12 protein-coding genes and 2 pseudogenes are annotated in these 13,367 nt (G+C 72.9%); 4 read left to right on the top strand and 10 right to left on the bottom strand.

Annotated features, from left to right (window positions below; all coding sequences use genetic code 11):
- Positions 1 to 344: 344 nt before the first annotated feature.
- The 5 genes from M446_RS07725 to M446_RS07700 form a co-directional block, all read right to left on the bottom strand.
- The gene (locus M446_RS07725; protein WP_012331545.1) at positions 345 to 1,406 is read right to left on the bottom strand and encodes an ABC transporter ATP-binding protein; all 1,062 of its coding nucleotides are present in this window, start codon (positions 1,404 to 1,406) and stop codon (positions 345 to 347) included.
- 23 nt (positions 1,407 to 1,429) lie between these two features.
- The gene (gene ugpE, locus M446_RS07720; protein WP_012331544.1) at positions 1,430 to 2,272 is read right to left on the bottom strand and encodes a sn-glycerol-3-phosphate ABC transporter permease UgpE; all 843 of its coding nucleotides are present in this window, start codon (positions 2,270 to 2,272) and stop codon (positions 1,430 to 1,432) included.
- A 6-nt stretch (positions 2,273 to 2,278) separates the two neighbouring features.
- Entirely contained in the window at positions 2,279 to 3,274 is a 996-nt protein-coding gene (locus tag M446_RS07715; RefSeq protein ID WP_012331543.1) for an adenosine kinase, read from the bottom strand.
- 373 nt (positions 3,275 to 3,647) lie between these two features.
- A complete protein-coding gene (locus M446_RS07705; RefSeq protein WP_018262064.1) occupies positions 3,648 to 4,169 on the bottom strand; it encodes a Uma2 family endonuclease in 522 nt (173 codons plus the stop codon).
- A gap of 47 nt (positions 4,170 to 4,216) precedes the next feature.
- Positions 4,217 to 4,540, bottom strand: a complete 324-nt coding sequence (locus M446_RS07700) for a hypothetical protein (protein ID WP_012331542.1) — start codon at positions 4,538 to 4,540, stop codon at positions 4,217 to 4,219.
- Between the two features lie 150 nt (positions 4,541 to 4,690).
- Between M446_RS07700 and M446_RS07695 the strand changes: the two genes are divergently transcribed.
- The gene (locus M446_RS07695) at positions 4,691 to 5,578 is read left to right on the top strand and encodes a sulfite oxidase heme-binding subunit YedZ (RefSeq protein WP_012331541.1); all 888 of its coding nucleotides are present in this window, start codon (positions 4,691 to 4,693) and stop codon (positions 5,576 to 5,578) included.
- A gap of 13 nt (positions 5,579 to 5,591) precedes the next feature.
- Here the strand turns inward: M446_RS07695 and M446_RS07690 are convergent, their stop codons facing one another.
- Positions 5,592 to 5,942 (bottom strand): hypothetical protein, encoded by a 351-nt coding sequence (locus tag M446_RS07690; RefSeq protein WP_236728760.1) that lies wholly within the window; start codon positions 5,940 to 5,942, stop codon positions 5,592 to 5,594.
- A 595-nt stretch (positions 5,943 to 6,537) separates the two neighbouring features.
- On the opposite strand from M446_RS07690, the gene M446_RS07685 reads away from it, so the two are divergent.
- Positions 6,538 to 7,920, top strand: a complete 1,383-nt coding sequence (locus tag M446_RS07685; protein WP_012331539.1) for a class II 3-deoxy-7-phosphoheptulonate synthase — start codon at positions 6,538 to 6,540, stop codon at positions 7,918 to 7,920.
- A 198-nt stretch (positions 7,921 to 8,118) separates the two neighbouring features.
- On the opposite strand, the pseudogene M446_RS39670 reads toward M446_RS07685, so the two are convergent.
- A pseudogene (locus M446_RS39670) lies at positions 8,119 to 8,316 on the bottom strand (transposase); the annotation flags it as partial.
- 56 nt (positions 8,317 to 8,372) lie between these two features.
- Between M446_RS39670 and M446_RS07680 the strand changes: the two are divergent.
- Both M446_RS07680 and M446_RS07675 read left to right on the top strand, forming a co-directional pair.
- Positions 8,373 to 8,882 (top strand): ATP-binding cassette domain-containing protein, encoded by a 510-nt coding sequence (locus tag M446_RS07680; RefSeq protein ID WP_083784649.1) that lies wholly within the window; start codon positions 8,373 to 8,375, stop codon positions 8,880 to 8,882.
- Between the two features lie 14 nt (positions 8,883 to 8,896).
- The gene (locus M446_RS07675; RefSeq protein ID WP_012331538.1) at positions 8,897 to 9,859 is read left to right on the top strand and encodes an acetamidase/formamidase family protein; all 963 of its coding nucleotides are present in this window, start codon (positions 8,897 to 8,899) and stop codon (positions 9,857 to 9,859) included.
- Between the two features lie 150 nt (positions 9,860 to 10,009).
- On the opposite strand, the pseudogene M446_RS39665 reads toward M446_RS07675, so the two are convergent.
- The 3 genes and pseudogenes from M446_RS39665 to M446_RS07660 all read right to left on the bottom strand — a co-directional run.
- Positions 10,010 to 10,204: pseudogene (locus tag M446_RS39665) on the bottom strand (helix-turn-helix domain-containing protein); the annotation flags it as partial.
- A 29-nt stretch (positions 10,205 to 10,233) separates the two neighbouring features.
- Positions 10,234 to 12,399: a carboxypeptidase-like regulatory domain-containing protein gene (locus tag M446_RS07665; protein ID WP_012331537.1), complete on the bottom strand. Its 2,166-nt coding sequence runs from the start codon at positions 12,397 to 12,399 to the stop codon at positions 10,234 to 10,236.
- Between the two features lie 118 nt (positions 12,400 to 12,517).
- On the bottom strand, positions 12,518 to 13,357 hold the full coding sequence (locus M446_RS07660) for a transporter substrate-binding domain-containing protein (RefSeq protein WP_012331536.1): 840 nt from the start codon (positions 13,355 to 13,357) through the stop codon (positions 12,518 to 12,520).
- Between the last annotated feature and the right edge of the window lie 10 nt (positions 13,358 to 13,367).

The raw sequence follows: 13,367 nt of genomic DNA, 5'->3' as shown, positions 1-13,367 counted from the left end.
GCGAGGCCAAGACCCTCAGCGGACCCGCAGGGAGCAGGTCTGCCGAGGGCATCGGGCGGGCCGCGCAACTGGACCGCGCTCAGCCCGGATCTGGTTTCCCGCGGCTCCGGCCAAACGCTCGGCTCAAGAGCGGCTCAAGAGCGCTTGGCCCAACAGCGCTTGGCCCAACAGCGCTTGGCCCAACCATGATGCCCGGCCGGATCGGCCGCAACCCGCCGCGTCTTGGCCAGGACGGCCATCGCGTCCTTGACCGGCATGCGCGCCGACGCCTTGCCGGCCGCCGGAGAGGCGATCATGCGCAACGCCCGGTCACGCGCGGCGGCGGATCCGTCGATCCTCCCCGGTCAGGCGCCCCCGCCGATCCGCCGCCCGGTCTCGCGGTCGAAGACGTGGATCTCCGCCGGATCGAAGGCGAGGAGGACGGTCGCGCCCTCCGCGGGCTCCGGCCCGGCCGGCACCTGCACCACCACCTCGCCCTCCCCGAGGGTGCCGTGGAGCAGGCGCGTCGCCCCGAGCTCCTCCGCGAAGGCGACCCGGAAGGGCAGGCCCTCGGGGGCGATCCGGAAGGCTTCGGGCCGCAGCCCGACCTCGACCGGGCGGCCGGCCGGGAGATCCGGCAGGCTCACGGGAAACACCCGGCCGGCAATCCGGACCCCCTCCCCCACCGCCTCGGCGGCCAGGATGTTCATCGGGGGCGAGCCCATGAAGGTCGCGACGTAGCGCGTCGCGGGCCGGCGATAGATCTCGATCGGGGTGCCGACCTGCTCGATCAGGCCCCCGTTCATCACCACCAGCCGGTCGGCCATGGTCATGGCCTCGACCTGGTCGTGGGTGACGTAGACCGTCGTCACCCCGAGCTGGCGCTGCAGGCGGCGGATCTCCACCCGCATCTGCACCCGGAGCTTGGCGTCGAGGTTCGAGAGCGGCTCGTCGAACAGGAAGATCCGGGGCTTGCGCACGATCGCCCGCCCCATCGCCACGCGCTGGCGCTGGCCGCCCGAGAGCTGGCGCGGGTAGCGGTCGAGGAGCGCGTCGAGGCCGAGCAGCCGCGCCGCCTCCCCCACCCGCGCGGCGATCTCGGCCTTGGGCGTGCCGCGGTTGCGCAGGCCGTAGGCGAGATTGTCCGAGACCCGCATGTGCGGATAGAGCGCGTAGTTCTGGAACACCATGGCGATGTCGCGGGCGGCCGGCTCGACTTCGTTGACCACCCGCTCGCCGATCGCGATGGTGCCCGCCGTCACCGTCTCCAGGCCGGCGATCATCCGCAGCACCGTGGACTTGCCGCAGCCCGAGGGGCCGACGAGGACGCAGAAGGCCCCGGCCGGCACCTCCAGCGAGACGCCGCGCACCGCCGCGACGCCTCCCGTGTAGGTCTTCCCCACCTGATCGAGGACGAGGCGCGCCATTCCGGGATCCGTTGCTCGCAGGGCTACTTCTCGGTCTCGACGAGCCCGCGCACGAACAGCCGCTGCATGCCGACCACCACCGCCACCGGGGGCAGCATGGCGAGCATCGCGGTGGCCATCACGACCTGCCACTCGGTGAGCTGGTCGGTGATCGTGGTCATCTTGCGCAGGCCGATCACCACCGTCTGCATGTCGTCGCGGGTCGTGACCAGGATGGGCCAGAGGTACTGGTTCCAGCCGTAGATGAAGAGGATCACGAAGAGCGCCGCCGTGGTGGTGCGCGAGAGCGGCAGCAGCGTGTCGATGAAGAACCGCACCGGCCCCGCCCCGTCGATGCGCGAGGCCTCCACCAGCTCGTTCGGCACGGTCAGGAAGAACTGCCGGTAGAGCAGGGTCGCGGTGGCCGAGGCGATCAGCGGCAGGGCCAGACCCGCGTAGCTGTCGAGCAGGTGGAGATCCGCCGCGACCTTGTAGGTCGGGTAGATCCGCACCTCGACGGGCAGCATCAGGGTGACGAAGATCAGCCAGAAGGCGGTCTGCCGGAGCGGGAAGCGAAAGTAGATCAGCCCGTAGGCCGAGAGCAGCGAGATCACGATCTTGCCCGCCGCGATGGCCAGCGCGGTGATCAGGCTGTTGAGGAGCATGGTCGCGACCGGCGCGCCCGCGAGCCCCGATTCCGTCAGCGCCCTGCGGTAGTTCTCGGCCGCGTGGAGGCCCGGCCAGAGGGGCATCTGGCCGTTCGCCACGGTGGCGCCGTCATGCGTCGAGGCGACGAAGGCGAGGTAGACCGGGAAGGCCACGATGGCGACCCCGATCCACAGCACGAGGTGCGGGACGAGCGTGCCGAAACGGCGGTTCTCGACCATCCCGGCTCAGAGGCCTTCCTGGGCGGCGAGGGCCCTGAGGTCGGTCTGGGGCCGCGCGCCGATGTGCTGGATCACCTCGGCGGCCGCGATCGCCCCGAGGCGCGCGCAATCCACGTGGTCGAGGTCGCGGGCGAGGCCGGCGAGGAAGCCCGCCGCGAAGAGGTCGCCCGCCCCGGTCGTGTCGACGAGATCGCGGATCGGCGAGGCCGGCACCGCCCGGGTCTCGCCGCGGGTGACGACCAGCGCCCCCTCGGAGGAGCGGGTGACGACGCCGAGGAGCCCCGCCTCCTCGCGCAGGGCCGAGAGGGCCGCCTCGGCATCGGCGGTCTGGTAGAGGCTCTTCAGCTCGTGGATGTTGGCGAAGAGGATGTCGAGGCTGCCGTCCCGGATCAGGCCGAGGAACTCGTCGCGGTAGCGGTCGACGCAGAACGCGTCCGACAGGGTGAGCGCGACCCTGTTGCCGGCCTGGTGGGCGAGGGTCGCCGCCTTGCGGAAGGCGTCCTTGGCGGCGGGCGGATCCCACAGGTAGCCTTCGAGGTAGACGAAGCGGGCGCTGCCGGCGGTCGCCTCGTCCACGTCCGCGGCGGTGAGGCCCTGGCAGGCGCCCAGATAGGTGTTCATGGTGCGCTCGCCGTCCGGCGTGACCAGGACGAAGCAGCGCGCCGTGGCCGGGCCCTCGCTCGTCGGCGCCACGTCGAAGCGCACGCCGGTGGCGGTGAGGTCGTGCCGGAACAGGCGGCCGAGCTCGTCGTCCCGCACCTTGCCGACGAAGCCGGTGCGCGCGCCGAGCTGGGCGGCGCCGACCGCCGTGTTGGCGCCCGAGCCGCCCGACACGATGGTCGCCGGCCCCATGACGCCGAACAGGTGCTCGGCCCGTGCCTCGTCGATGAGCTGCATCGCGCCCTTGTGGACGGATTCGCGCACCAGGAAGGCCTCGTCGGTCCGGGCGATGATGTCCACGATGGCGTTGCCGAGGACGAGCAGGTCGAGCGGAGCGGTCATGCGGCAACCCGGCGGGAGGGATCCTGGCCCGGCCTCTCGCATCCGCGGCCGGCAGGGTCAAGGTGCGGGGTCCTCAGCGCGCGGCGAGGAGATCCGCCACCGCGAGCGTCAGGCCGGGCGGGTCGAGGCGCAGGGTCCCGCGCGGGCAGATGCGGGTCTCGATCACGGACTCGCCCCGCCGGCGATGCAGCACTAAGGCCGCGCCGGGTGTCGACGACGAGGTCATGCGCGACGCTCGGCAGCGCGAAGTCGCCGACGAGCTTCCGAGAGGTCGACGCGCCGCGTCCCGGGAGAGGGGATCTCGACCACGATGACGGGGGCCGGGAACTCGTCGACCGTCATGCGAGGCTTCGGGTTCGGGTCCATGGCGTCGTCAGGATCGCGCGAAGAGCACGTCGAGCGGGAGATCGACGCCCGGAGGATCGAGGTGAAGCAGACCCGTCGCCACGATGCGGGTCTCGATCGCCTCGGCGGCCCGTCGGTGGTGGATGACCCGCCGACGATCAGGATCGACCAGCAGGTAATGGTGCAGGCTCGGCAGGCGGAAATATTCCACGAGTTTGCCCCGCTCGTCGAAGCGCCGCGTCCCCGGGGAGAGCACCTCCACGACGATGACGGGCGCGCGCACCTCGACGGCGTGCGGGTCCAGGGGGCCCTCGCAGGTGACGAGCGCGTCCGGCTCGTAGGCCGTGTGCTCGTCGATCCGCACCGTCATCCCGTCCGGCAGCATCTCGCAGGGATGTCCGGCCAAGCCGGCATCGAGCGCCTTCTGGACCGCGAATTTGAGGCGCGCGTGCTGCACCCGCTCGGGCGCCATGGCGACGACCTCGCCGCCGACGAGTTCGTGCCGGCCGGGCGCCGTCTCGCTCCAGGCCAGGAACTCGTCGACCGTCATGCGGCGTGTGCGCTGCGGGTCCATGGCTCCAGCCTAGCACGGAGGCCCTATTGCAGGGACTTCATCTCGCACGCGGCGTAGGCGGCGCTGGCATCCAGGTAGGCCCTGAGCTTGCCCGCGTAGGCCTCGGCGCTCGCCCGGTAGGCGGGCAATTTGGCGTTGTAGGCCTTCACCGCATCGTTGAACGCGTAGGCCTCGAAGCCGGGGCAGCCCGCCTTGACGGACAGGCAGGCGGGCTTCTCCGGCAGGGCCGGCTTCTGCGGCTTCTCGCTCGCCGCGGGCGGCGTCGGCGGCGTGCAGGCGGCGCGGGCCGGACCGGAGGCGGCGAGCGCGAGCAGGATCGCGGCGAGGCCGGGGTGGAACAGGCGCAACGGGGTCTCCTCGCTCGGGATCCGCGGCGGACCGGGCCGCTTCGGGCCTCACGCCATCGTGTGATCGCCCGCGCGGCAGGAGCGTAACCGAGTCCCCATCTGGCACGAAGTCCACCCCGTCACGCGTCCCTCCCCTTCCTCCGGTCCCGCATGCTCGCTCTTCCCTGGCTCGACCGCACCGGCCGCCTGTCCCGGCTCAAGCTCGCGACGTTCCTGGCGACGCTCGGCCCCGGGCTCGCCTACGCGGCGGCCTACGGCCTCGACCGGCTCGGCGCCAAGCCCCTCACCGCCTTCCTGCACGCGATGGGCGACTGGACGATCTACTGGCTGGTCGCCTCGCTCGCCGTGACGCCGCTGCGCCGCGTGGCGGACTGGCCGAGGCTGATCCTGGTGCGGAGGATGCTCGGCCTCGCGGCCCTCGCCTACGCGGTGATTCACCTCCTCCTCTACGCGGCCGACCTGAAGTTCGACCTCGCGCGGGTCGCGGCCGAGATCGTGACGCGCATCTACCTCGCCATCGGCTTTTCGGCGCTCCTCGGGCTCGTCCTGCTCGGTGCCACCTCGACGGACGCCATGATCCGCCGCCTCGGGCGGACCTGGACCCGGCTGCACCGCCTCGTCTACGGGATCGCCGCGCTCGGCCTGTTCCACTACTTCCTGCAGTCGAAGATCGACGTCTCGAAGCCGGTCTTCTGGAGCGGGCTCTTTCTCGCCCTGATGGGCTGGCGGCTGATGCAGCACCGCCGCATCGCCACCACCCCGCTCACCCTGGCGGGGCTGGCCGCCGCGTCCGGACTCGCCACCGCGGCGCTCGAGACCGCGTGGTACGCGCTCGCCACCGGGGTGCCGGCCGGCGCGGTGCTCGCGGCGAATCTCGACTTCTCCTACGACGTGCGGCCGGCCTGGTGGGTGCTCGGCACCGTGGCGCTCGCCGTGCCGCTCAACCTCCTGCGCGGGCGCGGCGAGCGGGCCCCCGCCGCGCGCCGGGCCGACGCGATCCGGCGCCCCGCCGAGCCGGTCGTCGCCGCGGAGCCGTGACGGGCGCGCCGGCTCAGGCGCTCGCCCGGCGCGCGTCGCCGCGGCGCAGGAAGCCGGGGAGGAAGCCGCCCGCCCCGCCGAGGGAGGCGGCCTCCTGCGCCTCGCCCACCTCGATGGCGCAGGTCCACAATCGCCAGGGCGCCGCCAGCGGGAGGAAATCCGCCTCGTCCAGGATCCAGGACGCCGTCCCGCTCGGCTCGACCAGGAGGCGGAAGGGGACCGCGCCGGCCGGGCCCAGCAGCACGACCGAGAGGATGTTGCGGCCCGGATGCAGCCAGCGCGTCGCGTCGAAGGTGAAGCCGTCCTCGCTGCTCGGAAATTCGGTCAGTGCAGGCTGCGTCAGCGCAAAAGTATTGAGGCTCACGATCGCGCGGTCGCCTGCACCGGACAAAGTCAAATGCAGCCTCTCTCCGATGCGCAATCGCATGTCGCCCTCGGCCAGCAGCTCAAATCATCGTTTACATCGGCGATGCTTGCTGCTTCGCGGCCGCGTTGCAAGATGAACAATGTGTGAACATTCCGTTTACAGCACTCGCACAATTTTCGGTTGTTATCTCTACAGCCCCTCTCTGTAACGTGCACAGGTTATTGTTTTCGGGGCAATCGCATTTGATGCAATCCGAAGCGTTGCCGGACGATCGCCGCGCGCCGGCGAGGCAGGATCGGGCTTCCGCGAGCGTTCCGAGGGCCTTGCTGCGGAATGATGGCGCCCCGCGCGCCGGGCCGGATGCCTCGCCGGGCGCCGGCTCTGCATCGGCGGCGCGGCCCGTCCCCGCCCCTGCCGCTGCGTCCGGCGCCGCCTGCCCCTGGGGCGCCGGGGAGCGGCGCCGGTCGGCGCTGCAACCGGACGGCGGGGCCCGCGCAGCACCCTCGCTTCTTGACCGCAACCGCCCTATAAGCGCGGCTCCATCCCCGGGGCCCACCCGTGACCCTTCAGGAGAGGTGTGCAGGAGAGACCAATGAGCGAGCGCTGGACCCCCTCGAGCTGGCGGCGGCTGCCGATCCAGCAGGTGCCCGACTATCCCGATGCGGTGGCGCTGGAGGCGGTCGAACGTCAGCTCGCGAGCTTTCCGCCGCTGGTTTTTGCAGGTGAGGCGCGCAAGCTGAAGCGCAGCCTCGCCACGGTGGCGGCGGGCGAGGCCTTCCTGCTCCAGGGCGGCGACTGCGCCGAGAGCTTCGACGAGCATTCGGCCGACAACATCCGCGACTTCTTCCGCGTCTTCCTGCAGATGGCGCTGGTGCTCACCTTCGCGGGCGGCTCGCCGGTGGTGAAGGTCGGGCGCATCGCCGGCCAGTTCGCCAAGCCGCGCTCCTCGCCGACCGAGACGCAGGACGGCGTCGCCCTGCCGAGCTACCGCGGCGACATCGTCAACGGCATCGGCTTCACCGCCGAGGACCGGATCCCGGATCCGCGGCGGCAGGTCGAGGCCTACCGGCAATCGGCGGCGACGCTGAACCTGCTGCGCGCCTTCGCGACCGGCGGCTACGCCAACCTGGAGAACGCCCATCGCTGGATGCTGGGCTTCGTGAAGGACTCGCCGCAATCCTCGGCCTACGAGGACCTCGCCCAGCGCATGACCGAGACCCTCGACTTCATGCGGGCGATCGGCATCAACCCGGAGACGCACCAGGAGGTGCGCCAGACCGACTTCTACACGAGCCACGAGGCGCTGCTGCTCGGCTACGAGCAGGCCCTGACCCGGGTCGATTCGACGAGCGGGGATTGGTACGCCACGTCCGGGCACATGCTCTGGATCGGGGACCGGACGCGGCAGGCGGACCACGCCCACATCGAGTACGCCCGGGGCATCAAGAACCCGGTCGGGCTCAAATGCGGCCCGTCCCTGAAGCCCGACGACCTGATCCGGCTGATCGGCCTGCTCAATCCCGAGAACGAGCCGGGCCGCCTGACGCTGATCTGCCGCTTCGGCGCCGACAAGGTGGGCGACCACCTGCCGGGGCTGATCCGGGCGGTCGAGCGCGAGGGCCGCAAGGTGGTGTGGTCGTGCGACCCCATGCACGGCAACACGGTCACGGCGAGCGGCTTCAAGACCCGGCCCTTCGAGCGGGTGATGAAGGAGATCCAGGGCTTCTTCGACGTCCACCGGGCGGAGGGCACCTACGCGGGCGGCATCCACCTGGAGATGACCGGCAAGAACGTCACCGAGTGCACGGGCGGCGCGCGCGCGCTCACGGCGGACGACCTGCGGGACCGCTACCACACCTATTGCGACCCGCGCCTCAACGCCGAGCAGGCGCTGGAGGTGGCGTTCCTGACCGCCGACCTCGTCAAGCGCGAGCGGCGGGACAAGGAGCGGCCCCGGATCGAGGCCGCCGAGTAGCGCGGAGGGGGAGCCCGGGTCTCCCGCCCGGGTCTCCCGCCGACGCGTCGCGCGCCCGCCGCGGTGGAGGACGCGCACGGAGGCGAAGCGTCCGACCAGGGCGCCGCTCTCGCGATGGGAAGGAGCGGGCGCGGGGCCGGGCGCCCGGCCCTGCGGCGGCAGCGCCGCGGCGCGCCGCAGGCGCCGCACCTCGGCCCGCAGGGCGGCCTTCTCCTGCTCCGCCCGGCGCAGACGGGCCGCCACCGGAAGCGGCAGGCCGCCGAAGCGGCGCTTCCAGCGGTAGAAGGTGGCGAGCGAGACGTGGGCCGAGGCGCAGATCGCCCGGACCGGAACCCCGTTCTCCGCCTCCCGCAGGAGGAACACGATCTCCTCGTCCGTGTGCCGTGAGCATCGCATGCGGGACCTCCCCGTGCGCCGCTGAGGCAGCAAGAAGCGGACCTCCCCCGGGGCGGATGAGAATTTTCGCGCAAGAATCCTGCGCCGCCCACGCGGTGGGCGGTTTCGGCGGCAACAACGGCATGACCGGCTTCTCGCTGCTGTTCGGCTGGCCGATGGCGGCGCCCGCGACGGGGCTCGGGCTCGCCGGCATCCTCCTCGGCACACGGGTGGTGGCCCTGTTCCCGGCCCTGCGGGAGATCCGGCACCGGCGCGGCGGCACTCTCTCGGGCGGGCAGCATCAGCTCGCCCTCGCCCGGGCGCTCGCCACGCGCCCGCGCCTCCTCCTGCTCGACGAGCCGACCGAGGGCATCCAGCCCTCCATCGTCGCGGTGATCGAGGAGGTGATCGGGCTCAAGGGCCGGATCAGCGTGCCTTTGGTCGAGCAGCACCTCGATTTCGCGATCCGCCTCGCCGACGCCTTCGTGGTCCTCTCCCGCGTGGTCCTCTCCCGCGGCAGCGTCGTCGCGCAGGGCGACCGGGCGGCCTTGAGCCGCGCCGCACTCTCCCGTCACATCGCGGTCTGAACAAGGAGAACCGGATGCCGACCCACCACGAGATCCCGGCGACTCCCGAGAACATGGTGCTGGGCTATTTCGACGCCCGAAGGCCGCCCGTCCTGACGGTGGAGTCCGGCGACACGGTCACCCTGTCCTCGTTCCCGGCCGGGGGGCGCGAATCGCTCCATCCCGATCCCGCCCGGGTGCCGGCCGACTACCTCGCGGCGCTCGACGCCCACGCGCCGGGCTACGGACCGCACTTCGTCACCGGGCCGGTCCACGTGCGCGGCGCCCTGCCGGGGGACGTGCTGCAGGTCGACATCCTCGACATCGCGTTCCGCCAGGATTGGGGCTTCGTCGCCATCCTGCCGCTGCTCGGCACCCTGCCCGACGAGTTCACCGAGTACGAGACGATCCACCCCGACATCGACGTCGCGCGCGGCGTCTGCACCCTGCCCTGGGGCACCGACCTGCCGCTCGACCCCTTCTTCGGCATCCTGGCGACGGCCCCGCCGCGGGCCTGGGGCCGGGTCGGCTCGCCGGTGCCGCGGGCCTTCGGCGGCAACATGGACAACAAGGAGCTGAAGGTCGGCACCCGTCTCTACCTGCCGGTCTTCAACGAGGGGGCGGGGTTCTACGCGGGCGACGGGCACGGGGTGCAGGGCGACGGCGAGGTCTGCGTCACCGCGCTGGAGACCGGCCTCACCGGGACCTTCCGGCTCACCCTGCGCAAGGACCTCGACCACGCCTGGCCCTTCGCCGAGACGCCGACCGACCTGATGGCGATCGGCCTGCACGAGAGCCTGGACGAGGCGATGCGGCAGGCGGTGCGCGAGATGGTCAAGCACGTCTGCGCGCGCACCTCGCTCAGCCGCAACCAAGCCTACATGCTCTGCTCGCTCGCCGGGAACCTGCGCATCACCCAGACCGTGGACGGCAACAAGGGCGTGCACATGCTGATGCCCAAGTCTGCCCTGCCCAAGTCTGCCCTGCCGGCGGCGTGAGCCCGGCCGGCGCGGGGGCCCCGCCGCCCCGGCGCTCACGCCCCGTCGGGCCCGGAGCGCCTCTTGGCCTCCGGGGCCGCGGGGGGAGGTGAGGATCGCGAGCACCGCCCTCGCGCCCGCCGCGAGAACGACGAGGTCGGCCTCGGTGGGGCGCACGCCGCGGGCGTGCCGGTCGAAGAGCCGCGCCTGCACGGTCTCCTCGACCTCGTGCAGGCTGTTGGACAGGGCCGGCTGCGTGGCGCCGAGCACCGTCGCGGCCTTGAGGAGGCTGCGGTGCAGGTCGAGGGCGTCGATCATCCGCAGCTGCGACAGCCGCAGGCGCTGATCGAGGAAGCGGCGGGGCATCGCGGCGGGTCCGACCGGGGACCGGCGCCTCAGCGCGCCAGCGGATCGGGCCGCATCTGCAGCTTGACCACCTTGGCGAGGGCGCCCTTGCCGCCCTCGCCGTGGAAATTCGCCCGCGTGCCCGAGGTCGTCCACAGCCCGCGGCCCTTCCACCCGGCCGCGGGGTCGTCGATGCGCCCGTCCACGTTCTTGCTGAAGAACCCCATCGGGTAGGGCACCCGCAGGGTCACGAACCGTTCCCCGACGAGGGCGAGCAGCGCCTCCCCGCCATTGGCCATGGCGACCGGCACGTCGCGCCCGAGCCCGAGCGTGTCGTGCACGTCGACCCAGACGTAGTAGGCGTGCTCGGCGCTCCCGGCGGGATCGGCGCCGCGGAATTGCGGCCCCGGGAAGCGGTAGAGCGTCCAGCCCTCGGGGCAGTGCCGGCCGGTCGCCGCCTCGGGCCCGTCGAGGCGCCCGGTGCAGCGGCGGCGGTCGAAGCGCGCGAGGTGCCCGCTCGCCAGCACCGTCCAAGCGACGCCCTGCGAATCCACGTCCACGCCGCGCGCCCCGAAGCTGCCCTCCGGCGGCTGGAACAGCTCGGCCGTCGCGGTGCGGCTCGGATCCGCCCCGGGCACGAGGCGGATGAGCAGGCTCGGCTGATCCATGCGCGAGAAGCCCGGCCCCATCGCCTGGCCCCAGATCACGTCCCCCTGCGGGCTCGGCGCCACGCCGTAGAAGGCCGCCCGCACCCACTTGTCCTTGCCGGGCTCGGCCGGCTGGTCGGGCCCGACGGAGGGCGCGCGCTGCCCGCTCCCGGTCAGGTTGGCGACGATCGGCGTCCAGCCCTGCGAGCCCGCCTCGTCGCCGCTCGCCGCGAAGGCCCGGGTGTTGAGCCAGCCGACGACCCCGCTCGCCGGCTGCCCGGCGCTGAGCCAGAGGGTCTCGTCGTGGTCGTAGCCGAAGACGAGGTGGTGGGTGGTGAAGCAGGTGTCGATCAGCGTCCAGCTCTCCGCCTTCGGGTCGTAAACCGAGAGCTGGCGCGCCGATTCCGACAGGGGCGCGACGGAGGCGGAGGGGTGGGAGGTCCGGCACGGGGCGGGGTTGGCGGCGGGGCGGATTCGGGCGGTGAACCACACCCGTCCGCGCCCATCCATCATCGGGTTGTGGATGCTGGCATGCCCGTCCCAGATCGGCGCGTCGCCCCAGAACACCGAGGGGCCGGCCGGAAGGTCGCGGCTGCTCGGCGTCGCCGGGTCGCGGACGGGGTGGCGGATCAGGCGCGCCACGTGGCGCACGGGATCAAGCACCGGCACGAGGTCCGAACTCTCCTCGGGCGAGCCGTAGATGGGGCCGTTCGCGTTGACGCGCGGGTCGCGCTTGTCGGTCGAGACCGCGTCGTGGAGGTACATCGGCGGCAGGCCCCAGTCCCAGAGGCTGATGACGAGGTTGCGCTCGATCCCGCTCGGCCGCCGCGGCGCGTCGAAGGGCAGTTCGCCCGCGGCGATGCGGTCGGTCCAGTCCGCGAACAGCGGCAGGGCCGCGTCCGGCCCGAGCCGGGTCAGGGTCAGCGCCATGTTGGCCATGGCTTGGCCCGATTGCAGGCGCCGCGCCCACAGCTCCGTCGAGGTGCGGAAGCTGCCGAGCGCCGGGCTCGGCGACCGCACGGTCTTAGACCCCAGCGCGTGGCAGGACTGGCAGGAATTCTTGATCGTGTCGATCCAGTCCGCCTGCGAGCGGATCCCGGCCGGGATATGGGCCGGATTGTCGTCCGATCCCGGGAAGGCGTCGGCCGGCGGCAGGCGCAGCATGGAGTACCAGTAGACGCCCGGGTAATACTCGGCCGCCGCGGCGGCGCTCGGGGCCGGCCTGGCGGCGAGGTGCAGGACCTGGCCGGGGCGGGCCTCGGCCCTGTCGGAATCGACGAGGCCGTAGCCGCGCACCCAGACCCGGTAGCCGGCGGCGGGCAGGTCGGGGATGACGAAGCGGCCGGCCTCGTCGGTGACCACGACCTTGGCGAAGCGCGTCGGCAGGTCGGCGGTCTCGGCGATCACCCAGACGCCGGCCTCCGGTCCCTCGGGCCCGGTCACCTCGCCGCCGAGATCGCCGGGCCCGATCGCGACCTCCGGCGCCGCGCGGGCCGGCGCGGCACCGGCGAGGAGCGCGAGGAGCGCGAGCCGCGGCAGGGCGGACCGGAGGTCAGTGGCGGCACGCATGCGTCGTCCTCCCGCGGATCGTCTCGTCATGCCTGAGAACTCGATCGCGCGCGGTCCAGGACAAGGTTCCGCGAGCGACGGCGCCGTCGGGGGCCGGGCCCCGGCCGCCGGTCCGTCCTCACCGCGGCCGATCCGGCCCGGCCACGGTCGCGTCCTGGCCGTGGGCCCTGAGCGCCGCGGCGACCAGGCCCTCCGCCTTGGCGGCCTCGACGAGGTCGCGCAGGCGGCGCAGCCCCGCCTCGCGGCCCGGCCGCATTCCCACGGCCTGCGCGATCGCCATGAAACGGCCCGGGATCACGCGCAGCCCGGGATGCGCCGCCGCGTAGGCCTTGAGCGGCTGCGCCACCCCCGCGGCGGCGTCGAGCTCCTGCGCGGCGAAGAGCGCGAGCGCCTCGGCCGAGGTCGCGGCGCGCACGAGCTGTGCCCGGCGCAGCGTTCGGCTGAGGTGGAGGTCGTAGGCGCTGCCGCGCCCGACCGCGATCCGCACCCCGTCCCGGTCGGCATCCTCGACCGTGCGCAGGGACGACTCGGCACGCACCAGGTAGGTCCCCTCGATCAGCAGGTAGGGGGCCGTGAAGGCGATCGCCTGGGCGCGCTGCGGGTCGACCGCGAGGAAGCAGATGTCCCAGGCGTCCCGCGTCGCCGCGTCCGAGACGAAGCCCGCCCCCTCGTAGGTGACGAGCACGACCGGGACGCCGAGGCGGCGCCCGAATTCGCGGGCGAGATCCACCGAGACGCCCTCCGGCGCCCCGGTGGCCGGGTCGCGCCGGGCGAGCACAGGATTGCCGAAATTGATCGCCGCGCGCAGGACGCCTCCCGGCGCGAGATCCTGGCGCGCCGGGTCCGGCGCGCCCGGCGCCAGGTCCGGCGCGCCCGGCGCCAGCTCCGGCGCCGTCTGCGCCCGCGCCGGCCCGGCGAGGGCGGCCGCCAGGGCGGCGATCAGGCTCAGGCGGCGCATCCGCGACGCC

This window comes from Methylobacterium sp. 4-46 (assembly GCF_000019365.1).
In the GTDB taxonomy this organism is placed as follows: domain Bacteria; phylum Pseudomonadota; class Alphaproteobacteria; order Rhizobiales; family Beijerinckiaceae; genus Methylobacterium.
Note: the sequence above shows the minus strand (reverse complement) of the source record. Positions and strands in the feature narration are given on the sequence as shown.

Coding starts and splice junctions, on each gene's coding strand:
- M446_RS07725 (WP_012331545.1), bottom strand. CDS start 1,406: ATGGCGCGCCTCGTCCTCGATCAGGTGGGGAAGACCTACACGGGAGGC.
- M446_RS07680 (WP_083784649.1), top strand. CDS start 8,373: ATGAGAATTTTCGCGCAAGAATCCTGCGCCGCCCACGCGGTGGGCGGT.
- M446_RS07665 (WP_012331537.1), bottom strand. CDS start 12,399: ATGCGTGCCGCCACTGACCTCCGGTCCGCCCTGCCGCGGCTCGCGCTC.
- M446_RS07695 (WP_012331541.1), top strand. CDS start 4,691: ATGCTCGCTCTTCCCTGGCTCGACCGCACCGGCCGCCTGTCCCGGCTC.
- M446_RS07675 (WP_012331538.1), top strand. CDS start 8,897: ATGCCGACCCACCACGAGATCCCGGCGACTCCCGAGAACATGGTGCTG.
- ugpE (WP_012331544.1), bottom strand. CDS start 2,272: ATGGTCGAGAACCGCCGTTTCGGCACGCTCGTCCCGCACCTCGTGCTG.
- M446_RS07660 (WP_012331536.1), bottom strand. CDS start 13,357: ATGCGCCGCCTGAGCCTGATCGCCGCCCTGGCGGCCGCCCTCGCCGGG.
- M446_RS07685 (WP_012331539.1), top strand. CDS start 6,538: ATGAGCGAGCGCTGGACCCCCTCGAGCTGGCGGCGGCTGCCGATCCAG.
- M446_RS07715 (WP_012331543.1), bottom strand. CDS start 3,274: ATGACCGCTCCGCTCGACCTGCTCGTCCTCGGCAACGCCATCGTGGAC.
- M446_RS07705 (WP_018262064.1), bottom strand. CDS start 4,169: ATGACGGTCGACGAGTTCCTGGCCTGGAGCGAGACGGCGCCCGGCCGG.